This is a genomic window from Sulfitobacter sp. 1A13421 (assembly GCF_043557285.1).
GTDB lineage: Bacteria > Pseudomonadota > Alphaproteobacteria > Rhodobacterales > Rhodobacteraceae > Sulfitobacter > Sulfitobacter faviae.
The window spans coordinates 171,598-191,093 of sequence record NZ_JBIFFQ010000004.1 but is presented as its reverse complement, the minus strand read 5'-3'; the positions used below and the strand labels follow the sequence as shown (position 1 = coordinate 191,093).

The 19,496-nt window shown below is 63.2% G+C and carries 16 protein-coding genes; 5 read left to right on the top strand and 11 right to left on the bottom strand.

What is annotated here, in order from left to right; all coding sequences use genetic code 11:
- Positions 1-21: 21 nt before the first annotated feature.
- The 8 genes from ACGYLI_RS09845 to ACGYLI_RS09810 form a co-directional block, all read right to left on the bottom strand.
- Complete coding sequence (locus ACGYLI_RS09845; RefSeq protein ID WP_394419062.1) at positions 22-2,322, bottom strand: molybdopterin cofactor-binding domain-containing protein; 2,301 nt, start codon at positions 2,320-2,322, stop codon at positions 22-24.
- Positions 2,323-2,326: 4 nt separating this feature from the next.
- Positions 2,327-2,797 carry a (2Fe-2S)-binding protein gene (locus ACGYLI_RS09840; RefSeq protein ID WP_394419061.1) on the bottom strand — a complete coding sequence of 157 codons (471 nt, stop codon included), beginning with the start codon at positions 2,795-2,797 and terminating at the stop codon, positions 2,327-2,329.
- Between the two features lie 155 nt (positions 2,798-2,952).
- Positions 2,953-3,711, bottom strand: coding sequence for an SDR family NAD(P)-dependent oxidoreductase (locus ACGYLI_RS09835; RefSeq protein ID WP_394419060.1), 759 nt, complete (start codon positions 3,709-3,711; stop codon positions 2,953-2,955).
- Between the two features lie 27 nt (positions 3,712-3,738).
- Positions 3,739-5,361, bottom strand: coding sequence for an ABC transporter ATP-binding protein (locus tag ACGYLI_RS09830; RefSeq protein WP_394419059.1), 1,623 nt, complete (start codon positions 5,359-5,361; stop codon positions 3,739-3,741).
- Entirely contained in the window at positions 5,358-6,197 is an 840-nt protein-coding gene (locus ACGYLI_RS09825; RefSeq protein ID WP_271689235.1) for an ABC transporter permease, read from the bottom strand. Before ACGYLI_RS09825 ends, ACGYLI_RS09830 begins: the two co-directional genes overlap by 4 nt.
- Complete coding sequence (locus ACGYLI_RS09820; protein WP_271689234.1) at positions 6,194-7,165, bottom strand: ABC transporter permease; 972 nt, start codon at positions 7,163-7,165, stop codon at positions 6,194-6,196. Before ACGYLI_RS09820 ends, ACGYLI_RS09825 begins: the two co-directional genes overlap by 4 nt.
- 75 nt (positions 7,166-7,240) lie before the next feature.
- A complete protein-coding gene (locus ACGYLI_RS09815; protein WP_394419058.1) occupies positions 7,241-8,815 on the bottom strand; it encodes an ABC transporter substrate-binding protein in 1,575 nt (524 codons plus the stop codon).
- Between the two features lie 99 nt (positions 8,816-8,914).
- Positions 8,915-9,733, bottom strand: a complete 819-nt coding sequence (locus tag ACGYLI_RS09810) for a GntR family transcriptional regulator (RefSeq protein ID WP_394419057.1) — start codon at positions 9,731-9,733, stop codon at positions 8,915-8,917.
- Here ACGYLI_RS09810 and ACGYLI_RS09805 point away from each other — a divergent pair.
- Genes ACGYLI_RS09805 through ACGYLI_RS09785 form a run of 5 tightly spaced genes read left to right on the top strand, consistent with a single transcriptional unit; the run spans position 9,698 to position 16,036 of the window.
- The gene (locus ACGYLI_RS09805; RefSeq protein WP_394419056.1) at positions 9,698-10,726 is read left to right on the top strand and encodes a histone deacetylase family protein; all 1,029 of its coding nucleotides are present in this window, start codon (positions 9,698-9,700) and stop codon (positions 10,724-10,726) included. The two genes, ACGYLI_RS09810 and ACGYLI_RS09805, sit on opposite strands and share 36 nt — an antisense overlap.
- A complete protein-coding gene (locus ACGYLI_RS09800) occupies positions 10,723-12,285 on the top strand; it encodes an acetolactate synthase large subunit (RefSeq protein ID WP_394419055.1) in 1,563 nt (520 codons plus the stop codon). The genes ACGYLI_RS09805 and ACGYLI_RS09800 overlap by 4 nt, the downstream gene beginning before the upstream one ends.
- Positions 12,286-12,302: 17 nt before the next feature.
- Complete coding sequence (locus tag ACGYLI_RS09795) at positions 12,303-13,592, top strand: ArgE/DapE family deacylase (protein WP_394419054.1); 1,290 nt, start codon at positions 12,303-12,305, stop codon at positions 13,590-13,592.
- A complete protein-coding gene (locus ACGYLI_RS09790) occupies positions 13,589-14,701 on the top strand; it encodes a phosphotransferase (RefSeq protein WP_394419053.1) in 1,113 nt (370 codons plus the stop codon). The genes ACGYLI_RS09795 and ACGYLI_RS09790 overlap by 4 nt, the downstream gene beginning before the upstream one ends.
- A gap of 3 nt (positions 14,702-14,704) precedes the next feature.
- A complete protein-coding gene (locus ACGYLI_RS09785; protein WP_394419052.1) occupies positions 14,705-16,036 on the top strand; it encodes an aspartate aminotransferase family protein in 1,332 nt (443 codons plus the stop codon).
- A gap of 10 nt (positions 16,037-16,046) precedes the next feature.
- Here ACGYLI_RS09785 and ACGYLI_RS09780 read toward each other — a convergent pair whose 3' ends face one another.
- The 3 genes from ACGYLI_RS09780 to ACGYLI_RS09770 are packed head-to-tail and all read right to left on the bottom strand — an operon-like array spanning position 16,047 to position 19,460.
- Entirely contained in the window at positions 16,047-17,663 is a 1,617-nt protein-coding gene (locus ACGYLI_RS09780) for an ABC transporter ATP-binding protein (RefSeq protein WP_394419051.1), read from the bottom strand.
- Positions 17,664-17,682: 19 nt separating this feature from the next.
- Entirely contained in the window at positions 17,683-18,501 is an 819-nt protein-coding gene (locus ACGYLI_RS09775; RefSeq protein WP_082852164.1) for an ABC transporter permease, read from the bottom strand.
- Between the two features lie 2 nt (positions 18,502-18,503).
- Positions 18,504-19,460 carry an ABC transporter permease gene (locus tag ACGYLI_RS09770; RefSeq protein WP_394419050.1) on the bottom strand — a complete coding sequence of 319 codons (957 nt, stop codon included), beginning with the start codon at positions 19,458-19,460 and terminating at the stop codon, positions 18,504-18,506.
- Positions 19,461-19,496 lie beyond the last annotated feature (36 nt).

The window sequence follows — 19,496 nt, the reverse complement described above, 5'->3', positions numbered from 1 at the left end:
TGTCGCGCCCGCCTTCTCTTATCAGCTTTCCAGCGCCGCAAGAATCGCATCGCCGGTGATCGGCAGATGACGCACCCGCGCCCCGGTGGCGTTGAAGATCGCATTTGCAATCGCCGGGGCGATGACCGTGGTGCCCGGCTCTCCGAGACCCACGGGCACTTCCGTGCTCTCGACGAAAGCGACCTCGATCTGAGGCACATCGACCATCCGCAGCGGCGTGTAAGACCCAAGGTTCAGGTCGACGACATTGCCGTCTTCGATCCGCGTGCCCTCATGCAGAGCCATGGACAGACCCCAAAGCGCCGCGCCCTCGCATTGCGCGCGCGCGCCGTCGGGGTCGACCACAGTGCCGCAATCGAAGGCCAGCCACATCTTCTCGACCGCGACCTCCCCAGTTTCGGCATCCACCGCCAGTTTGACGGCGGCGGCGGTCCAAGTCGGCATGGTGCGCGATTGGCCAAAGGTGGTGGCGATCCCGATTGCCGTGCCTTCGGGCAACTCCGTCTGGCCATAGCCTGACATCTCGGCCACGCGCTGCAAAACAGCGGCTTGCCGCGACGCCCCGCCCACCGCATTGGGGGCGGAACCTGCGTTGATACCCTCGGCCTTCAGGTGATCCAGACGGAACTGCAACGGATCGGCGCCGACTTTATGCGCCGCCTCATCCATGAAGCTTTCCACGGCGAAGTTGGTCCAGCCCGGCCCGACCGAGCGCAGCCAACCGGGGCGGAAGGTCGCATTGGCCAGATCGTTCGAAATCGCCCGCACGCGATGCGCACCGACCGAATACCAGTGATCCGCGCCATCGATGGCGAAGGGGTCATAGGGTTCTTCGTTGACGCCCTTGGGCATGAAGCCCGGTGCCATCACCTGCGTCGGCCAACCGGCGGCGGCGTGATGCTCCATCCCGGTGATGGCTTTGCCCTCATCGAATGCCATGCGCAGCTTTTGCACCGAAGGCGAGCGGATGCTGTCGAACTGGGCGTCTTCCTCGCGGGAGAAGACCAGTTTCACCGGCTTGCCCACGGCCTTGGAGGCCAGCGCGGCGGGCACGATGTAATCGCCGTTCAAACGCCGACCAAAGCCACCGCCCAGCATATAGCTGCGCATCACGATCTTGTCGGCAGGCACCTCCAGCGCGGCGGCCAGCGTCGGCAAGATCAGCGATTGCCACTGGTTGCCTGCATGGGTCTCCCAAACGCCATCGGCGTTTTGGAAGACGGTCGCATTCACCGGCTCCATCTGGAAGTGCAGCACGGATTGCGTGGTGTATTCGGCCTCTAGCGTCTCGGCGGCGGCATCGAAAGCAGCGCGAGTCTCGGGCTGCTCGGTATGCAGGATCGACCCTGCATCACTGTCGATCAATTCGCGTGAGCGGGCGTGGATATCGTCTTCTGAGACATCCGCCGTCTCGCCAGCCGTCCAATCGACGCTGATCTCATAGGTGGCCATCCGCGCGGCATGGAGCGTTTTGCCCAGCACCACGACCCAGCCCGGCACGGTGCCCGACGGATCATCCAGCACCACGGTCTCAAGATAGCCTTTGACCTCTTTCGCGGCGCTGTCATCGACTGAATTGACCTTGGAGCCATAGCGCGTCGGCGGCAGCATCGGCACGCCATAGACCATGCCATCGACCTTGGCATCCAGACCATAGATCGCCTGCCCCGTGGTCTTCGTATCCAGATCAAGCGGATGCACGTCCTGCCCCACGAGCCGCAGATCGGCATGGGGTTTCAGCGGCAGGGCCGCCAATTCGTCTTCGGTAAAGCTGCGGTCGAGCCCTTCGGCCACCAGATCGCCATAGCTGATGCTCTGCGTGCCATCGGTCACGGCCCCGTCGCGCGCGGTCAGACCGGCGGGATCGACGCCCCATTTGGCCGCCGCCGCTTCGATCAGCGCGGTGCGCCCGGCGGCACCCGCCTGACGGTAGACCGGCCAGCTTTGCCAGATCGACCAGCTGCCGCCGGTGACCATCAGGCCCCATCTCTCAGCCGTGTCGACATGGGTGATATGCACATTTTCCCAAGCGACTTCCAACTCATCGGCCAAAATGCGGGCGATGGCGGTGCCGACGTGCTGACCCATCTCAGCGCGGATGATGTTGACGTTGACCTGACCTTCGGCGTCGATCCAGTACCACATCGACGGCTCAAAGGGCTGGCCATTGGGCGCGATCGGCGTGCCATCGGGCACGGCAGGATTCATCGCGGCATTCGACGCTTGCGGGAAGCCAAAGGCAACGCCAGCGGCCGTCATCGACACCAGAAACCCGCGGCGGGTCATCTGCGGTTGCGCGTCGGAGCCTTTCAGGCGGGACATCAGATTAGCCATTGTCGGTCTCTCCCATTGCGGTTGCGGCGTCGCGCACGGCTTGGCGGATGCGCGGATAGGTCATGCAGCGGCAGAGGTTGCCGGTCATCACCGCGTCGATGTCTTCGTCGCTGGGGTTGGGCGTGTCTTTCAACAAAGACGCCGCCTGCATGATTTGGCCCGACTGGCAGTAACCGCATTGCGGTACGCGCAGGTTGCGCCATGCTTCTTGAACCGGGTGCTTGCCCTCTTCGTCCAGCCCTTCAATCGTGGTGACCGACAGGCCCTCTACATCCGCAAGATAGGTGATGCAGGACCGTGTGGCGGTGCCGTCGATATGCACGGTACAAGCGCCGCAGGCCCCGATGCCGCAGCCAAACTTGGTGCCGGTAAGACCGATTTCATCGCGGATCGCCCACAGTAGGGGCATGTCCGGGTCTGCGTCGACAGAGATCTGCCGCCCGTTCAATTCGAATTTTATCATGAAGTGGTTGTCCCTTGGGGTATGATTTGCCTGAGGGGAGCGCGCGTATAGCTGCCCTGACATGAGGAGCTGTACATAGGTCTAATGCAGCGCAGGCACAGCGCCAGATTGACGTCATCACGGAATTGTCAGAACGAAGGCGCGCGCGTGTGGCCTCAGACGTGCTGCCCGCCGTTCACCTCAATCTTGGTCCCAGAGACGTAAGAGCTTTCCTCGCTGCACAGGAAATAGATCGCCCGCGCGACCTCATCGGGCTGACCAAGACGGCGCAGCGGAATGGTCTGCACAATTTTATCGGTGCCTTCGCTGAGGATTGCCGTGTCCACCTCGCCAGGAGCAATGGCGTTGACCCTGACGCCAAGCGGGCCGAAATCATGAGCCATCTCGCGCGTCAGTGCGGCGAGCGCCGCCTTTGAGGTGGCATAGGCCGCCCCGGCAAAGGGATGCACCCGCGACCCGGCGATGGAGGTGACATTCACCACCGACCCGCGCCCGGCGGAAAGCTCATCCTGAAGCCCGCGCGCCAAAACCACAGAAGCGAAGAAATTCACATGAAACACCTCACCCCATGTCCGCAGATCGGTGTCGAGCGTGCTGAGCCGGGCGCCATCCTCGCCCTTGGGCGAGACGCCCGCGTTGTTGACCAGAGCATGCAAAGGGTTGCCGCCCAAAAGCCTTTTGACCTGCGCGACCGCCTCTATCGTCTGGTTCGGGTCACTCAGATCGACCTGCACATGGTCCTGCGCCCCGCCCGGCCAAGGGCATTCGGGCGAGAACGCCTGCCGCGAACAGCCGATCACCCGCCAGCCCTTGTCGGCGAAAGCCTTGGCCGTGGCATGACCGATGCCCCGGCTGGCACCGGTCAGCAGCAGTGTCTTCTGGTCGTGATCCGCAGGTTTCATCGTCTGATCCATCTTGGGCGCAGCGCCTGAGGTAGCGCCCTAATCGGCCGCCGCCAGCGCGCGTTCATACTCCTGCCCCGGAATAGCGTCGAGCAGGCTGCGCGTATAGGCGGTATCGGGGTCGTGCAGCACTTTGCTGACCGGCCCCGCCTCAACGATCTGGCCCTTTTGCATCACGATGATCCGGTCGCAAATCCGCGCCGCGACGCGCAGGTCGTGGGTGATGAAGAGCATCGACAGATGGAGCCGGGTTTTCAACTCGGCCAGCAAGTCGAGCACTTGGGCCTGAATGGAGACGTCGAGGGCCGAGACGGCCTCATCCGCGATGATGATCGACGGGTCCAGCGCCAATGCGCGGGCGATGCCGATCCGCTGCCGTTGCCCGCCCGAGAACTCATGCGGGAAACGTTTCATCGCGCTTTCGTCCAGCCCGACCAGTACCAGCAACTCGCGCGCCTTGGCCTTGGCCTCCTTATCCGGGGTGCCATAGGCAACCAGCCCTTCGGTAAGGATGCGCGACACCCGCGCGCGGGGGTTGAGCGAGGAAAACGGGTCTTGGAAAATCATCTGCAACTTGCGCCGCTGCGCGCGCAACTCGGCCCCCGACATCTCCGCGATGTCGACACCGTCCATCAGGACGCGCCCCCCGTCAGGGTCAAGCAGCCGCACCAAACAGCGCCCGACGGTGGATTTGCCCGAACCGGACTCCCCCACGATGCCGATGGTTTCGCCGGCATAAAGCTCGAAACTCACGTCCTGCACGGCCTTCACCACCCGGCGCTTGCCAAAAAGCGTGCCAGAGCCGGTGGAGAAGGTCTTTTGCAGGCCTTCGACTTTCAAAAGCGGGCTGCGTTCGACTTCTGCCGCGGCTTCGGTCTTGGTCAGCCGGGGAATCGCGTCGATGAGAGCGCGGGTATAGGGGTGCTGGGGCTTCAGCAGCACCTCTTGCGCCGGGCCAGCCTCGACGATCTCCCCCTTTTTCATGACGATCACCCGGTCGGCGATATCGGCCACCACGCCAAAGTCATGGGTGATGAAGATCACCGCCATGCCACGCTTGCGCCGCAGGTCTTCGATCAGCTTGAGGATCTGTGCCTGCGTGGTCACATCAAGCGCGGTGGTCGGCTCATCCGCGATCAGGATGTCAGGCTCCAGCGCCAAGGCCATCGCGATCATCACCCGCTGCCGCTGCCCGCCCGAAAGCTGGAAGGGATAGGCCCGGATCGCCGCTTCGGGGTCGGGAATGCCGACCTCCTCTAGCAGCTTGAGCGCCCGCGCGCGGCGTTCGGCCCCGGTGAGCGCGCCGTGGGCCTCGAACACCTCGGCGATTTGCGCGCCGATCCGCATCAGCGGGTTTAGTGCGCTGAGCGGTTCTTGGAAAATCATCGAGATGCGGCTGCCGCGCAGCTTCAGCATCTCTTTCTCCGACAGGCCGAGGATAGACTGCCCGTCAAAGGTGATGCTGCCCTTGTCGGGCAGAACCCCCTGCGGCAACAGCCCCATCACCGCATTGGCCGACATGGATTTGCCCGACCCGCTTTCGCCCACAATGCAGAGGATCTCCCCCGGGGCGAGGTCAAAGTTGATGTCCTTCGCGGCATAGAGCCGATCCGCCCCCATGGGCAGAGCGATAGACAGGTCACGGATGCTAAGCAGGGTCATTCGGATTTCCTCGTCAATCGCGGGTTCAGCGCGTCGTTCAGACCTTCGCCGATCAAGTTCAGCGCCAGCACGGTCAACAGGATCGCCATGCCCGGCAAGAAGGACAGCCACCATGCGGTGCGGATCACGGTGCGCGCGGCCCCGATCATATAGCCCCAAGACATGATGTTCGGATCACCCAGCCCCAGAAAGGACAGCGAGCTTTCCAGCAGGATCGCCTGCGCCACCATGAGCGAGGCCAGCACGATGATCGGCGGCAGCGCGTTGGGCAGAATATGCCGCGTGATGATCTGAAGATTGCCGAGGCCCGAGAGGCTCGCCGCCTCGACAAACTCACGGGTTCTGAGCGACAGCACCTCGCCGCGCACCAGACGCGCCACCGGCGGCCATGACACGATGGAGATCGCGATGATGACGAAGGTCAGGCTGGGCTGGAAGATCGCCAAGAGCACGATGGCCAACGCAAAGCTCGGGATGGTCTGAAAGAACTCGGTAAAGCGCATGAGCGCGTCGTCGATCCGGCCGGCGAAATACCCCGCCGCGGCCCCCACCGGCACGCCGATGGCCAGCGCCACGATGGTCGAGACCAGCCCGACCAGCAGGCTCACATAAGCGCCATGCGCGAGCCCTGCCATGACATCACGGCCAAGCGCATCGGTGCCCAGAAGCAGCCCGTCTTGGGTGAAAGGCGGTAGGAAGGGGCGTTGCACCATTTTCCACGGGCTCTGCGGAAAGAGGATGGGCGCAAGGATGGCGGCGGCTATGACGAAGGTCAGGATGACCAAGCCGATCACCGCGCCACGGTTATAGCTGAAACGTTTCCAAAAACTCATCATGTCGTCAGCCTTATCCGCGGATCAACAATGACATAGATGACATCCGTGATCAGGTTGAACAGCAGCACCATGGCCGCCGAAATGTAAAAGACCCCGAGGATCACATTGTAATCACGCTGGTTGATCGCCTCGAACATCAGCCGCCCGATGCCGGGCCATGCAAAGACCGTTTCGGTCAGGATCGCTCCGCCAAAGATCTGCCCCGCCTGAAGCCCGGCCAGCGTGATGACGGGCAAAAGCGCGTTGCGCAGAATATGCCGCCGCTGGATGACGCCGCGGTTCAGCCCCTTGGCGCGGGCGGTTTTCACGAAATCCAGCCGCGAGACTTCGAGCATCGAGGCCCGTGTCATGCGCATGTAGATCGCCGTGAAAAACAGCCCCAGCGTCGAGGCCGGCAAGATCAGATGTTTCGCCACATCCAACACATGGGCGAGGCCGGTGTAACCCGCGCCAATGGTGGAATAGCCAAAGCCCGGCAACCATTCGAGCCAGACCGAGAACACCAGCGTCGCCATCAGCGCCACCCAAAAGAGCGGGGTTGCATAGAACAGCAGCGCGAAGGTCGAGATGATCGTGTCACCCCACCGCCCCTGCCGGGCAGAGGCCGCGACACCGGCGGTCACGCCCAGCACCAGCGACAGCACGAAGGCCACGCCGGTCAGCAAAAGCGTCGCGGGCAGGCGGTCGCCGATCATCTCGGCCACTGGCATCTGCTGGCGGAAGGAATAGCCAAGGTCGAGCTGCACCGCGCCTTTGATGTAAATCCACAACTGCATGTAGAGCGGCTGATCCAAGCCGAAACGCGCCCGCAGGTCTGCAAGAAATTTCTCGTCCGCCGCCCCGGCTTCGCCCGCCATGACCGCCGCAGGGTCACCCGGTGCCGCATGGATCAGCAGGAAATTGAAGACAAGGATCGCCAGCAGGATAAACACTGCCTTGACCAACCTGCCCAATATGAAACGTATCACGCTATCCGCCCCGTGTTGTTCTGTTAGATGCCCGAGCCGCCGCGGCGGCTCGGACCATGAGCGTTGTCGCTCTTGTTACTTATCAAGCCACACGTCGCGGAAACCGTCGTTCACGCCAAAGGCGGTGTTGACCGGGTTCTTCACGTCGCAGCGGTAGATGGTGGGGAAGCCCAGCTCCAGAAGCCAGATGTTCGGCACATCCTCGACGATCGCGTCTTGGATCTCCTTATAGGCGGCCTTGCGCTCTTCCGGGCTGGCCATCAGGGCCGCTTCGGCAAAGAGCTTGTCGGTCTCGGGGTTCTGGTAGTTCGCCACGTTGTTCCAAGGCGAACCGGGGGCGGCATTGTCGCCCATATAGGTCCGCGAAACGCCAAGCGCCGGATCGCCGTATTGGTAGAGATAGGTAAAGGCGAGGTCGAAGTCGCGGTCGGCAACCTTCTGGTTCCAGCCCGCCACATCCGAGGGCACGATCTCGGACTTCATGCCGATCTCGCTCAGGTTCTGTTTGACCGCCTCGGCCCAGCGCTGCCAAGTCTCGCCGTAAGGCAGGCCCAAGATGCGGATGGTCTCGCCGTCATAGCTGCTTTCTTCCAGCAGGGCTTTGGCCTTTTCCGGATCATAGGAGATGTCCGGCGTGTCGCCGTCATAGAAACGGGTGGAAGACGACAGCGGGCCGGTCGAAACCTTACCCAGACCGTTCCACAGCGCGTCCTTGGCGAACTGGCGGTCGACGCCATGCATGATCGCCTTGCGCACTTTCACATCGTCGAGCGGCTTGTTGTCGTTGTTCACCCACATCCAAGACAGCGGGCCGAAGTATTCCCAGCCCTTGTCGGTGATGCAGGTGTTTTCCATTGCCTGAATGCGCGCCACGTCAAAATTCTCGACCGAGCCGCCGGGCAGCACGTCGACCTTGCCGGTCTCATAGGCCACGGCGCGGGAGGCCGCATCGGGGATCACATGGTAATAGACTTCGTCAACGTAGGGCTTCCCCTCCATATAGTAGTCTTCGTTCTTCACCAGATGGATGAAGCTGCCTTTTTCCCATTTGTCGAACTTGAACGGGCCGGTGCCGATGGGCGTATTGTTCGCCTCGTTGTTCGCGAAATCCGTGCCTTCATAGATGTGCTTTGGGATCATCGGCGCGGTGCCCGGCTCGAAAATACCGATGAAGGGGCCGAAGGGCTGTTTGAGGTTGAAGACCACCGTGTGGTCATCAGGCGTCTCGATGCTTTCGACATGTTCCATATAGGTGCGCATCCGCGAGTGGCTTTCGCGCAGGAACTTATCCATGGAGAATTCGACATCCGCCGAGGTGAAGGGCTCACCGTCATGGAACACCACGCCCTCGCGCAGTTTGAAGGTATAGGTCTTGCCGTCTTCGGAAATCTCCCATGATTCAGCCAGCTGCCCTTCGGGCTGGAGGTCGAAATCATAGCGCAGCAGACTTTCGTAGATATCGCCGCCGACCATCTGCGTCGGGCCGTTCTGCACAAGGCCGATCATCAGGCTGGGCGGCTCGGGCTGGATCACGACGTTAAGCGTGCCGCCGGACTTCGGCTCACCATCCTGCGCGGCCAAAGGCCCGGCCATCGCCAGCGCCAGAACGGCTGCGGTTAATTTAGTGGTTTTTAGCATGTAAATCCCCATTGGTTTTGCTGAAACTCGCCCAAGGGCAGCGTCCGATCTGACGTCGGCTTCTTGCAGTCGCTTGGGTGGTCGCCGCGCGATAGGCGGCGTCTTGATGGCTCATTCACTTACGGTGAATGATTGGATGTATCTTATGATCCCCTCCTTTGCGTCATCGATGTCTGCGCGCATTTCCGCAGCCGCGGCCGCGGGATCGCGATTCTCACAGGCTGCAATAATTGCCTGATGATGTCGAACCAGCCCCATTTGCTCTCGCGCATAGTAACCCGCGATCAGCGGCCCCATGCGGAGCCATAGCCCGCTGAGGATGGCCAACAGGATCGGCATCTCTGCCGCCTCGACCAGCGCGAAATGGAACTCTTGATTATACTTCACCGCCTGCGGCCAGCGCCCGGCCACCGCTGCGGCCTCGTTCCGTTCCACGATCTTTTTCAGGCGGCGGATTTCCTTGGGGCCAACCATCTCAGCGGCGCGACCGGCGGCAAAGCCCTCCAGCTCGCGCCGGATGCTCGCGATTTCAAGATACTGCGCCTCTGTCAGCACCGGCACGCGCACATCGCGCACGCTGCGCTGGACCAAAGCCTCATCCCGCAAGAGCCGCTGCACCGCGTCGCGCACCGGGGTCGAACTGGTGCCCAACCGCTCTGCCAAACCGCGAATGGTGACCTTTTCATTCGGGCGAAGCCTGCCTTCCACCAAGTCCTGACAGACCCGATCATAGATCGCATCGCCCAATGAAACTTGATTGATCTCGGCCATCGCGCCCTCATCCTTACTGGCCGACTTGCTGCCAGTTTTGATGCATGATGCATCATTTCTATTGAGCCTGCAAATTAAAACTGCAATGCTCAGCCGCAACGACATCAGACCACAGGGAATGTGATGAAAGTCTTTTTCGACGAACGCCAGCTTGGCCATGCGCCGACACATTACTTTCGGCGCGGCGCGGCGATGCCGCATCAAGAACAGCCACAACGTGCTGAAATTCTACGCGATATGTTAATCGGCGAAGGGTTTGAGATCAGCAAACCCCAAGACCACGGGCTGGCGCCGATCAAGGCGGTGCACAACCCCGATTACGTCGACTTCCTGCCCGATGCCCATGCCCGTTTCGTCGAAAGCGCGGGGCCGGATGCGCTGGCTATCCCCACCATGCACCCCGGCGTGCGGCGCGGGAAAGAGCCCAAGGACATTCACGGTCAATTGGGCTGGTGGATGACCGACACTTCGACCCCGCTGACCGAAGGGTCATGGGACGCGGCCTATTGGTCCGCCCAAACCGCCATTGAGACGGCCCAAACGGTGGCGGAGGGTGCCCGCGCGGCCTATGCGCTCTGCCGTCCGCCCGGCCACCACGCGATGCGCGATTGCTCGAACGGGTTTTGCTTTTTCAACAACGCCTGTATCGCGGCAGAGCACCTGACCCAGACCTTCAAAAAGGTCGCGCTGATCGACATCGACGTGCACACCGGCAATGGCTCGCTCGACATCCTCTATGAACGCGGCGACATCTTCTTTTGCTCGCTGCATCCCGATCCGGCCACCTACCCCACCTTCTACCTTGGCCATGCCGATGAGACGGGCGAAGGCAACGGGGCGGGCAAATCGCTAAACCTGCTGCTGGAGCAGGGCGCGAGCCAAGATGAGGTGCTGGCCCTTCTCGACAAGGGCATCGCCGCGATCCGCGATTTCGGAGCCGAGGCGCTGGTCGTCTCGCTGGGCTTCGACATGGCCGCCGACGATCCGCTGGCCGCCGTGAAGGTCTACCCCGACGGCTTTGGCGAAATGGCCCGGCGCTTGGCGGCGCTGAACCTTCCCACCGCATTGATCCAAGAGGGCGGCTACCTTGGCCCCTCCCTTGCCGATAACGCAAAATCATTTCTCACGACATTCCGCGAGGCCACAGCATGAGCAAGACACCCAAAGATATGAATGGCGCGGAAAGCGTTGTGCGCAGCCTGCATGCGGGCGGGGTGGAGGTCTGTTTCGCCAATCCCGGCACCTCCGAGATGCAATTCGTCGACGCGCTGGACCGCACCAAACTGATGCGCTGTGTCCTGGGCCTGTTCGAGGGGGTGGTGACCGGCGCCGCCGATGGCTATGCGCGCATGGCGGGCAAACCGGCGGTGACCTTGCTGCATCTTGCCCCCGGTTTCGCCAATGCCGCCGCCAACCTGCACAACGCCCGCAAGGCGCGGGTGCCCATGGTCAACCTTGTGGGCGATCACGCGCTGCGGCATCAGAAATACGACGCCCCCCTGTCGGCGGATGTCGAAGGCGCCTGCGCCCCCTTCAGCGACTGGGTGCGCTCGGGCCGTGACGCGGCCAGCTTTGCCGCCGATGCGATGACCGCCCTCGCGGTCGCCCAAGGCAAGCCGGGCAAGGTCGCCACGCTGATCGCACCCGCCGACATCGGCTGGGACGCGGGCGGCCAGATGGCCGAGGTCGTGGCCCCCGCGGCCCCTGCCCCGCTGGATGAAGCCGCGCTTGATGCCGCCGTCAAAGCCTTGGAGAGCGGTGAGAAGACCGTGCTTCTGGCCGGCAGCGGTGTGCTGGAAAACCAAGAGGCGATGGCCCTGCTGCACGGCATCGCGGAAAAGACCGGGGCCGATATCCTCGCCCCGACCTCGAACCGCCGGTTGGAGCGCGGACAGGGGCGGTTTGCCGTTAACAAAATCCCCTATCCGATCAACGCGGCGCTCGAATGCCTTGCCCCCTACCGCCGCGCCATCCTGATCGAGACCCCGCCGCCGGTCGCCTTTTTCGCCTACCCCGGCAAGCCGAGCCTACTGTTGCCGGTCGACTGCCATAACGTGACGCTCGCCCCCGTCGATGCCGATGGCGCCACCGCATTGGCCGCTCTGGCGGACCGCATCGGTGCGAAACCCGCCACCCCGCGCGACCACGCGCGGCCCGCGGCACCACAGGCGGGAGGCATCAGCCTGCAAAACCTCGGCGCGGCCTTGGCCAATGCGCTGCCCGAAGACGCAATCGTGGTGGATGAGGCGGTCTCCTCCGGCGGGGCCACTTTCCCGGCGGGCGACAGTGCCGCGCCGAACACTTGGCTCGCGCTGACCGGCGGGTCGATCGGCATTGGCATCCCCCTTTCCGCCGGGGCCGCCATCGCCTGCCCCGACCGCCCGGTGATCACGCTGCAAGCCGATGGCTCGGCCATGTACACCATTCAGGCGCTCTGGACCCAAGCGCGCGAGAATTCCAACGTCACCACCATCATTCTGGCCAACCAGTCCTATGAGATCCTAAAGGGCGAATTGCACAACGTCGGCGCTCAACCCGGCCCCGACGCGCTGAGCATGCTGAACCTCGACCGCCCGCAATTGGATTTCGTGGCCATGGCCAAGGGCATGGGCGTGCCCGGCAAACGGGTCGAAGACATTGCCGAGTTGATGCGCACCATCGAAGAGGCCGCGAAAGAGCCCGGCCCCTTCCTCATCGAAGCGATGCTGTAACCCCGAAAGGACACGCCATGCCCCTTGATCCAGACCTCAAGTCTCGCATCCTTCAGGCTGTCGAAGACGGATTTGCCGAACAGGTGAGCTTTACCCAAAAGCTCGTGCAAATGCCCTCCCTGCGCGGCCATGAACATGCGATCCAAGACCTGTTGTTTCGCAGCCTGCAAAGCCGTGGCTACGCGATGGACCGCTTCAAGATGGACCGCGCCGCGATCGAGGCGCATCCCGGCGGGTCGAAATACTCCGACGATCATTCCGACGCGCCCATCGTCGTGGGCATCCACCGCCCGCGCGATGAGCGGGGCCGCTCGCTGATCCTGCAATCGCATCTCGACGTGGTGCCCGAGGGCTTGCACGACATGTGGGACGATCCGCCCTATTCGGCCAAGATCGACGGCGATTGGATGTATGGCCGGGGCGCGGGCGATATGAAGGCAGGCGCGGCTGCGAATATCTTTGCGCTCGACGCGCTGCACCGCATCGGGCTGCAACCGGCGGCGACCGTCTATGTGCAATCCGTGGTCGAGGAGGAATCCACCGGCAACGGCGCTTTGCAGACTTTCCTGCAAGGCTACACCGCCGATGCGGTCTTCATCCCCGAACCCGAAGAGGAAATGCTGGTCCGCGCCAACACCGGCGTTATCTGGTTTCAGGTGCAGTTGCGCGGCGTGCCGGTCCATGTGCGCGAAATGGGCGAAGGGGCCAATGCCATTGATGCCGCCACCCGCGTCATCACCGCCCTGCGCGAGATGGAGGAGGATTGGAACGCCGAGAAGGGCCAGCACCCGCATTTCGAAGGCGAGGCCCATCCGATCAACCTCAACATCGGCAAGATCGAAGGCGGCGATTGGGCGTCATCGGTGCCGTCATGGTGCAACATCGATTGCCGCGTCTCCATCTATCCGGGCCGCAGCGCCGAGGATGCCGCGCGCGAGATCACCGAGCGGGTCAAGGCCTTCGCCCAAAGCGACAGCTTCCTGTCGAACAACCCGCCCAAGGTGGTCTTCAACGGTTTCCACGCCGAAGGCTATGTGCTTGAGCCGGGCAGCGAGGCCGAAGCCGTCTTGGAACGCGCCCATGAAGAGGCCATCGGCGCGCCGCTGCAATCCTTCATGACGGCGGGCTACCTCGATACGCGGGTCTATGCGCTTTACAACAAGATCCCCGCGCTCTGCTACGGGCCGAAATCGCGCAACATTCACGGGATCAACGAATCCGTTAGCCTCAGTTCGGTCAAGAAGATCACCCAAGCCATGGCGCTTTTCATCGCCGAATGGTGCGGGACCGAAGGCACCGCCCCATGACCGAGGCCGGGATCACGCCCCATGGCGGCCTGCCCCCCTTCCTCAGCGGTGTGCTGGTCGAAAAGGCCGGGGCCCAGACCGACCTGCTGGCACAAGACCCGCCCGCCTTTGACGCGGCCCGCGCAGCAGAGGTCGCGCTGCGTTTCTATGGTATCTCGGGGGAGATCGAACCGCTTGCCGCCGAGAAAGACGCGAACTTCCTGATCACCCTCACCACGGGTGAAAAAGCCCTGCTAAAGATCACCAATGCCGCCGAAGACCGGGCGGTGACCGACATGCAGACCGCGGCGCTGATGCATCTGGCTGCCACCGACCCCGAACTGCCCGTGCAACGCATCTGCGCCAGCCTGAACGGCAAAGCTGCCGAGGTCGCCACCGCAGCCGATGGGCAGCTCCATGTCGTCCGCCTGATGTCCTTCCTCGGCGGCACGGTGCTCAGCAATGCCACACCGCAGCCCGACCTCTACCGCGCCTTGGGGGATTTTCACGCGCGGGTCACCCTTGGGCTGCGCGGGTTCTTTCACCCCGCGGGGGGCCATTTCCTGCAATGGGACATCAAACAAGCGGGCCATCTGCGCCCCCTCTTGGCAGATGTGCAGGACGCTGGGCTGCGCAAGCAATTGCAGCATACGCTCGACCATTTCGACGCGGAAACCGCCCCGCAACTGCCACATCTACGGGCGCAGATCGTGCACAACGACTTCAATCCCCATAACATTCTGGTCGACGCACCACAGGCGCAGTACCCCGTCGGTCTGATCGACTTCGGCGATATGGTGCATACGCCGCTGGCCTGTGATCTGGCGGTGGCCTGCTCCTATCAACTCGGCCAAGGCACAGACCCGCTGGCCGCCATTTGCGAGATGGTCGCGGGCTTCGCCGCACGGCTGCCGCTGGAGGCCGAAGAGGTCGCGCTTCTGCCCAGTCTGATCCGCCTGCGCCATGCCACCACCTTGGCAATCGGCGCCTCCCGCGCGCGGCGCTATCCCGAGAATGCCCCCTATATCCTGCGCAACGCCGCCGCATCGCAACGCGGGCTGGCCGCGCTCGACCAAGTGGGCGACGCCGCCGCGATCAAAGCCCTGCACCATGCTGCGGGAACGGAGTGACCGATGACCATGATCAACGCCTATGACAGCGCCCAAGCCGAGGCCCTTAGCCCTGCCGACCGCGCCCTGATCGACCGCCGCGCCAAGGCGCTTGGCCCCGCCTACCGGCTGTTCTACGACCAGCCGCTGCATATCACGCGCAGCGAGGGTGTCTGGCTTTATGATAAGGACGGGCGCAGATATCTCGATGCTTACAATAACGTCGCATCGGTCGGCCATTGCCACCCCCGCGTGGTCGAGGCGATCACCCAGCAGTTGGGCGTGCTGAACACCCACACCCGCTATCTGCATGAAAACGTTGTTACTTACGCCGAACGGCTGCTCGCCACCATGCCCGACGCACTCGGCCATGTCATGTTCACCTGCACCGGGTCCGAGGCGAATGACATCGCCCTGCGCATCGCCCGCAGCTATACCCGGCGCGAGGGCGTCATCGTGACCCGCCTCGCCTATCACGGGCTGACCGAAGCGGTGGCCGAACTCTCCCCCTCTCTGGGCGAATTCACCCCGCGCAGCCCGCGCATCCGGCTGATCGACGCGCCCGACACGCTGCGCATCCCCGAGGCGCAACAGGGCGCCAAACTCGCCGCCGATCTGGCCCAAGCGATTGCCGAGATGCGCGCCGATGGGATCGAGCCTGCGGCCTTCATCGTCGATACGATCTTTTCCAGCGACGGGCTGCATCCCGATCCCGCGGGGTTCCTGCAACCGGCGGTCGATCTGATCCGCGCCGAGGGGGGGCTTTTCATCGCCGACGAAGTGCAACCCGGCTTTGCCCGCACCGGCTATGCCTTCTGGGGGTTCCAGCGCCACGGGCTGGTGCCTGACATGGTCACGATGGGCAAGCCGATGGGCAATGGCTTCCCCCTTTCCGGCACCGCGATGCGGCCAGAGCTGGTGCAAGAATTTGGCGAAAAGGCGCGGTATTTCAACACCTTTGGCGGCAACCCCGTGGCCGCCGCCGCAGGCATGGCGGTGCTCGACGTGATCGCGGATGAGGGATTGCAGGACAATGCCACAGCCGTCGGCGGTTTCCTCAAGAGAGGCTTGCAAGACAACGCCACCCGCTACCCCGAGATCGGCCATGTGCGCGGCGCGGGGCTGTTTCTGGCGGTCGAATGCGTTACCGCGCGCGAGACCAACGCCCCCGATGCCGCCCGCGCCAAATTCGTGGTCAATCATCTGCGCCAGAATGGCGTCTTGATCAGCGCCACCGGGCCGGGGGCCAATGTGCTGAAAATCCGCCCCCCGCTTGTCTTGCAGCAGGCCGAGGCCACGCTGTTTCTAGAGGCGACCGAAGCCGCCTTCGCCGCCGCGCGGGCCGAGGGGGTTTAACCCTGCGGCCCTACTGCGCCTCGCGCAGGGACCGCTCCCGCGCGCGGGCCTCGGTCAGCCATTCCGGGTCCATCTGCGGCACCGATGTCAGCAGCCGCTTGGTATAGGCCTGCTTTGGATCGCCGAAGATCTCGTCACGCCCGCCCTGCTCCACGATCTGGCCATTCTTGAGCACGATCACCTTATGGGCGATCGCCTCTACTGTGGCCAAGTCATGAGTGATGAACATGAAGGTCAGGTCCAGCTCGGTCTGCAGCCGCACCAAAAGCCGCAGGATCCCTTCGGCCACCAATTGGTCCAGCGCGCTGGTGACCTCGTCACAGATGATGAACTCGGGCTCGGCTGCCAGCGCCCGCGCGATGCCCACGCGCTGTTTCTGCCCGCCCGAGAGTTCGCTGGGTTTGCGGTCAAGGAAAGCGCGGTCGAGGTCGACCAAATCCATCAGTTCCGCCACCCGCGCCTGAAGCTCTTGCCCCCTGCGGCCCGTGAACTTGCGCACCGGGCGGGCCAAAATCTCGCGGATACTGTGGCGCGGGTTCAGCGAGGTATCCGCCGATTGATAGATCATCTGGATGTTGCGCAGCGTCTCGGCCCCGCGTTTGGCCAGCCGTGGCTCAAGCGGCGCGTCGTTCCAGAAAAACTGCCCGGCGACGGGGGGCAGCAGCCCTGCAATCACCCGCGCGAGAGTCGATTTTCCCGATCCGCTTTCCCCGACGACGGCGGTGGTCTGGCCGCGCGGGAAGGTGAAGTTGAGATTATCCAGAACCGTCATCGGCCCATAGGCGGCCGAGACCCCCTCGCAGCGGATCAGCGCTGGAGCCTCTCCCGTCTCGGCGTCGGGGCGGCGGAAGGAGCGCACGGCCCAGAGCGAGCGGGTGTACTCCTCTTGCGGGGCATCCAGCATGGTTTTGGTTGGCGCGGTCTCCACCGCCGCGCCATCCTTCATCACGCAGATGCGGTCGGCCATCTGGCTCACCACCGCCAGATCATGGGTGATATAGATCGCCGCCGTGTCATATTGCTCCACAATGTCGCGGATCGCACCCAACACTTCGATCTGGGTGGTCACGTCTAGGGCGGTCGTCGGCTCGTCAAAGATGATCAGGTCGGGGCGGCAGGCCATGGCCATCGCCGTCATCGCCCGCTGCAACTGGCCGCCCGACACTTGGTGCGGGTAGCGAAAGCCGATCTCTTCGGGGTTGGGCAGTTGCATCTGACGGTAGAGCGCGACGGCGTCCTGCTCTGCCGCCGCGCGGCCCGAGACACCGTGCAAACGCGGCGCTTCGGTATATTGGTCAATCAGCGTCTTGGCGGGGTTAAAGCTCGCCGCCGCGGATTGGGCGACATAGGCGATGCGTTTGCCGTGCAACCGGCGCAATTGCCCGCGCCCCATGCCGATCAACTCGGTGCCGTCGAATTCGACGCTGCCCCCGGCAAAGCGCACCCCGTCGCGGACATAGCCCATCGCTGCCAAGCCGGCGGAGCTTTTGCCTGCCCCGCTTTCGCCGACAAGGCCCAACACCTCACCCCGGTCAAGCTCCAGATCGAGCCCTTTGATGATCACATTCGGCCGCGCGCGGCTGCCTGCCTCAAGCCGGAGACCGCGAATGTTCAGAAGATTTCCCATATGCTTGGCCCCTGCTCGGTTAACTTTTCAGACCGCTGGCGCGGTGCAGCATCCAATCGACGATCAGGTTGATCGCAACGGTCAACAAGGCGATGGCAGCCGCCGGGATCAGCGGGGTGATATCGCCAAAGCTGATCAAGGTGGCGTTCTCTTTCACCATCGATCCCCAATCCGCCGTGGGCGGCTGGATCCCGATGCCGAGAAAGGACAGCGCCGCGATGAAGAGAAACACAAAGCAAAAGCGCACGCCGAATTCAGCGATCAGTGTGGACCAGATGTTGGGCAGAATTTCGCGCCGCAGCAGCCACGGCGTGCGCTCTCCGCGCAGCTTGGCGGCCTCGACAAAATCGAGGCCCACCACATTCATCGCCGCCGCGCGCGACAGGCGGTAGACCGGCGCCACATAGATCACCGCGATCACCCCGACCATATTGGGGATCGAGGGGCCGACAATGGCCAAGAGCATCAGCGCCAAGATCAGCGGCGGCACGGCCATCAGCACATCGACGAGCCGCGACAGGACTTCATCCAGCCAGCCCCCTTTGAGCGCGGCCAGCATCCCCAGCGTGGCCCCGACCGAAAAGGAAATGGCCGTGGTCAGCAGCGCCAGCCCGACGGTGTTGCGGGCACCAAAGATCATGCGTGACAGCATATCGCGGCCCAGATTGTCGGTGCCGAGCGGATGCGCACCACTCCACGGCAGATAGGCGTCGCCCACCACCTCCGTCTCGCCATAGGGCGCGATCCACGGGGCGAAAAGTCCGGTGATGGCCACGAGGACCAGCACCACCATGCCAAAGATCGCCGAAGGAGGCGCGGATTTCAGCAAAGATTTCATCGTTATCTCCCGTGCCGCAGACGCGGGTTCGACATGATCGAGATGATGTCGGCCAGAACGTTCAGCGTGATATAGACAGCGGCAAAGAACAGCCCCACGGCCTGCACCACCGGGAAATCCCGGCTGGAAACCGCATCGACCAACAACTGGCCCAGACCGGGGTAGGAAAAGACGACCTCAACCACCACCACGCCGACCACCAGATAGGCAAGGTTCAGCGCCACCACATTGACGATCGGCGCCAGCGCGTTGGGCAGCGCGTGTTGCAGAATGATGCGCCAGCGCGGCACGCCCTTGAGGCGGGCCATCTCAATATAGGGCGAGGCCAACACGTTGATGATGGCCGCCCGCGTCATCCGCATCATATGCGCCACGACCACCAGAATAAGCGTCAGCGCAGGCAGAAAGCTGCGATAGAGCGCGTCCCAAAACCCCGTGGCGCTGTCGATCCGTGCCAGCGTGGGAAAGACGCCCGCTTTGATCGACAGAAACAGGATCAGGACATAGCCTACGAAAAACTCGGGCATGGAGATGGCGGAAAGCGCGGTCAGGTTGACGCCGCGGTCAAACAGCGTGTTGCGCCACAGCGCCGCCAGAAGCCCAAGGATCACCGCCAGCGGGGCGGCGATGACGGCGGCATAGACGGCCAGAAACATGGTATTGGCAAGCCGCGGGCCCAACAGCTCAGACACCTCGCGCCCCGAGGCCAGAGAGGTGCCGAAATCGCCGCGCAGCACACCACCGAGCCAATCGAAATACCGAAGATGCGCAGGCTGATCGAGGCCAAGCTCGGCGCGAAAGGCCGCGAGGGTCGATTCAGTCGCCGATTGGCCAAGGATCTGCTGCGCCAGATCACCGGGCAAGAGTTCGATGCCAACGAACATGAGGGCGGATACGACAAAGAGGGTCAGAATGCCGAGGGACACTCGGCCGATAACAAGCTTCTGAAGCCGGGACATTTTAAGGTTTTCTCCGGCCCGGGGCGGGCCATTGGT

Bases quoted from the DNA above. Each gene is read 5' to 3' on its own strand.
- ACGYLI_RS09845 (WP_394419062.1), bottom strand. From the start codon at position 2,322: ATGTCCCGCCTGAAAGGCTCCGACGCGCAACCGCAGATGACCCGCCGC.
- ACGYLI_RS09840 (WP_394419061.1), bottom strand. From the start codon at position 2,797: ATGATAAAATTCGAATTGAACGGGCGGCAGATCTCTGTCGACGCAGAC.
- ACGYLI_RS09835 (WP_394419060.1), bottom strand. From the start codon at position 3,711: ATGGATCAGACGATGAAACCTGCGGATCACGACCAGAAGACACTGCTG.
- ACGYLI_RS09830 (WP_394419059.1), bottom strand. From the start codon at position 5,361: ATGACCCTGCTTAGCATCCGTGACCTGTCTATCGCTCTGCCCATGGGG.
- ACGYLI_RS09825 (WP_271689235.1), bottom strand. From the start codon at position 6,197: ATGATGAGTTTTTGGAAACGTTTCAGCTATAACCGTGGCGCGGTGATC.
- ACGYLI_RS09815 (WP_394419058.1), bottom strand. From the start codon at position 8,815: ATGGGGATTTACATGCTAAAAACCACTAAATTAACCGCAGCCGTTCTG.
- ACGYLI_RS09805 (WP_394419056.1), top strand. From the start codon at position 9,698: ATGAAAGTCTTTTTCGACGAACGCCAGCTTGGCCATGCGCCGACACAT.
- ACGYLI_RS09810 (WP_394419057.1), bottom strand. From the start codon at position 9,733: ATGGCCAAGCTGGCGTTCGTCGAAAAAGACTTTCATCACATTCCCTGT.
- ACGYLI_RS09800 (WP_394419055.1), top strand. From the start codon at position 10,723: ATGAGCAAGACACCCAAAGATATGAATGGCGCGGAAAGCGTTGTGCGC.
- ACGYLI_RS09795 (WP_394419054.1), top strand. From the start codon at position 12,303: ATGCCCCTTGATCCAGACCTCAAGTCTCGCATCCTTCAGGCTGTCGAA.
- ACGYLI_RS09790 (WP_394419053.1), top strand. From the start codon at position 13,589: ATGACCGAGGCCGGGATCACGCCCCATGGCGGCCTGCCCCCCTTCCTC.
- ACGYLI_RS09785 (WP_394419052.1), top strand. From the start codon at position 14,705: ATGACCATGATCAACGCCTATGACAGCGCCCAAGCCGAGGCCCTTAGC.
- ACGYLI_RS09780 (WP_394419051.1), bottom strand. From the start codon at position 17,663: ATGGGAAATCTTCTGAACATTCGCGGTCTCCGGCTTGAGGCAGGCAGC.
- ACGYLI_RS09775 (WP_082852164.1), bottom strand. From the start codon at position 18,501: ATGAAATCTTTGCTGAAATCCGCGCCTCCTTCGGCGATCTTTGGCATG.
- ACGYLI_RS09770 (WP_394419050.1), bottom strand. From the start codon at position 19,460: ATGTCCCGGCTTCAGAAGCTTGTTATCGGCCGAGTGTCCCTCGGCATT.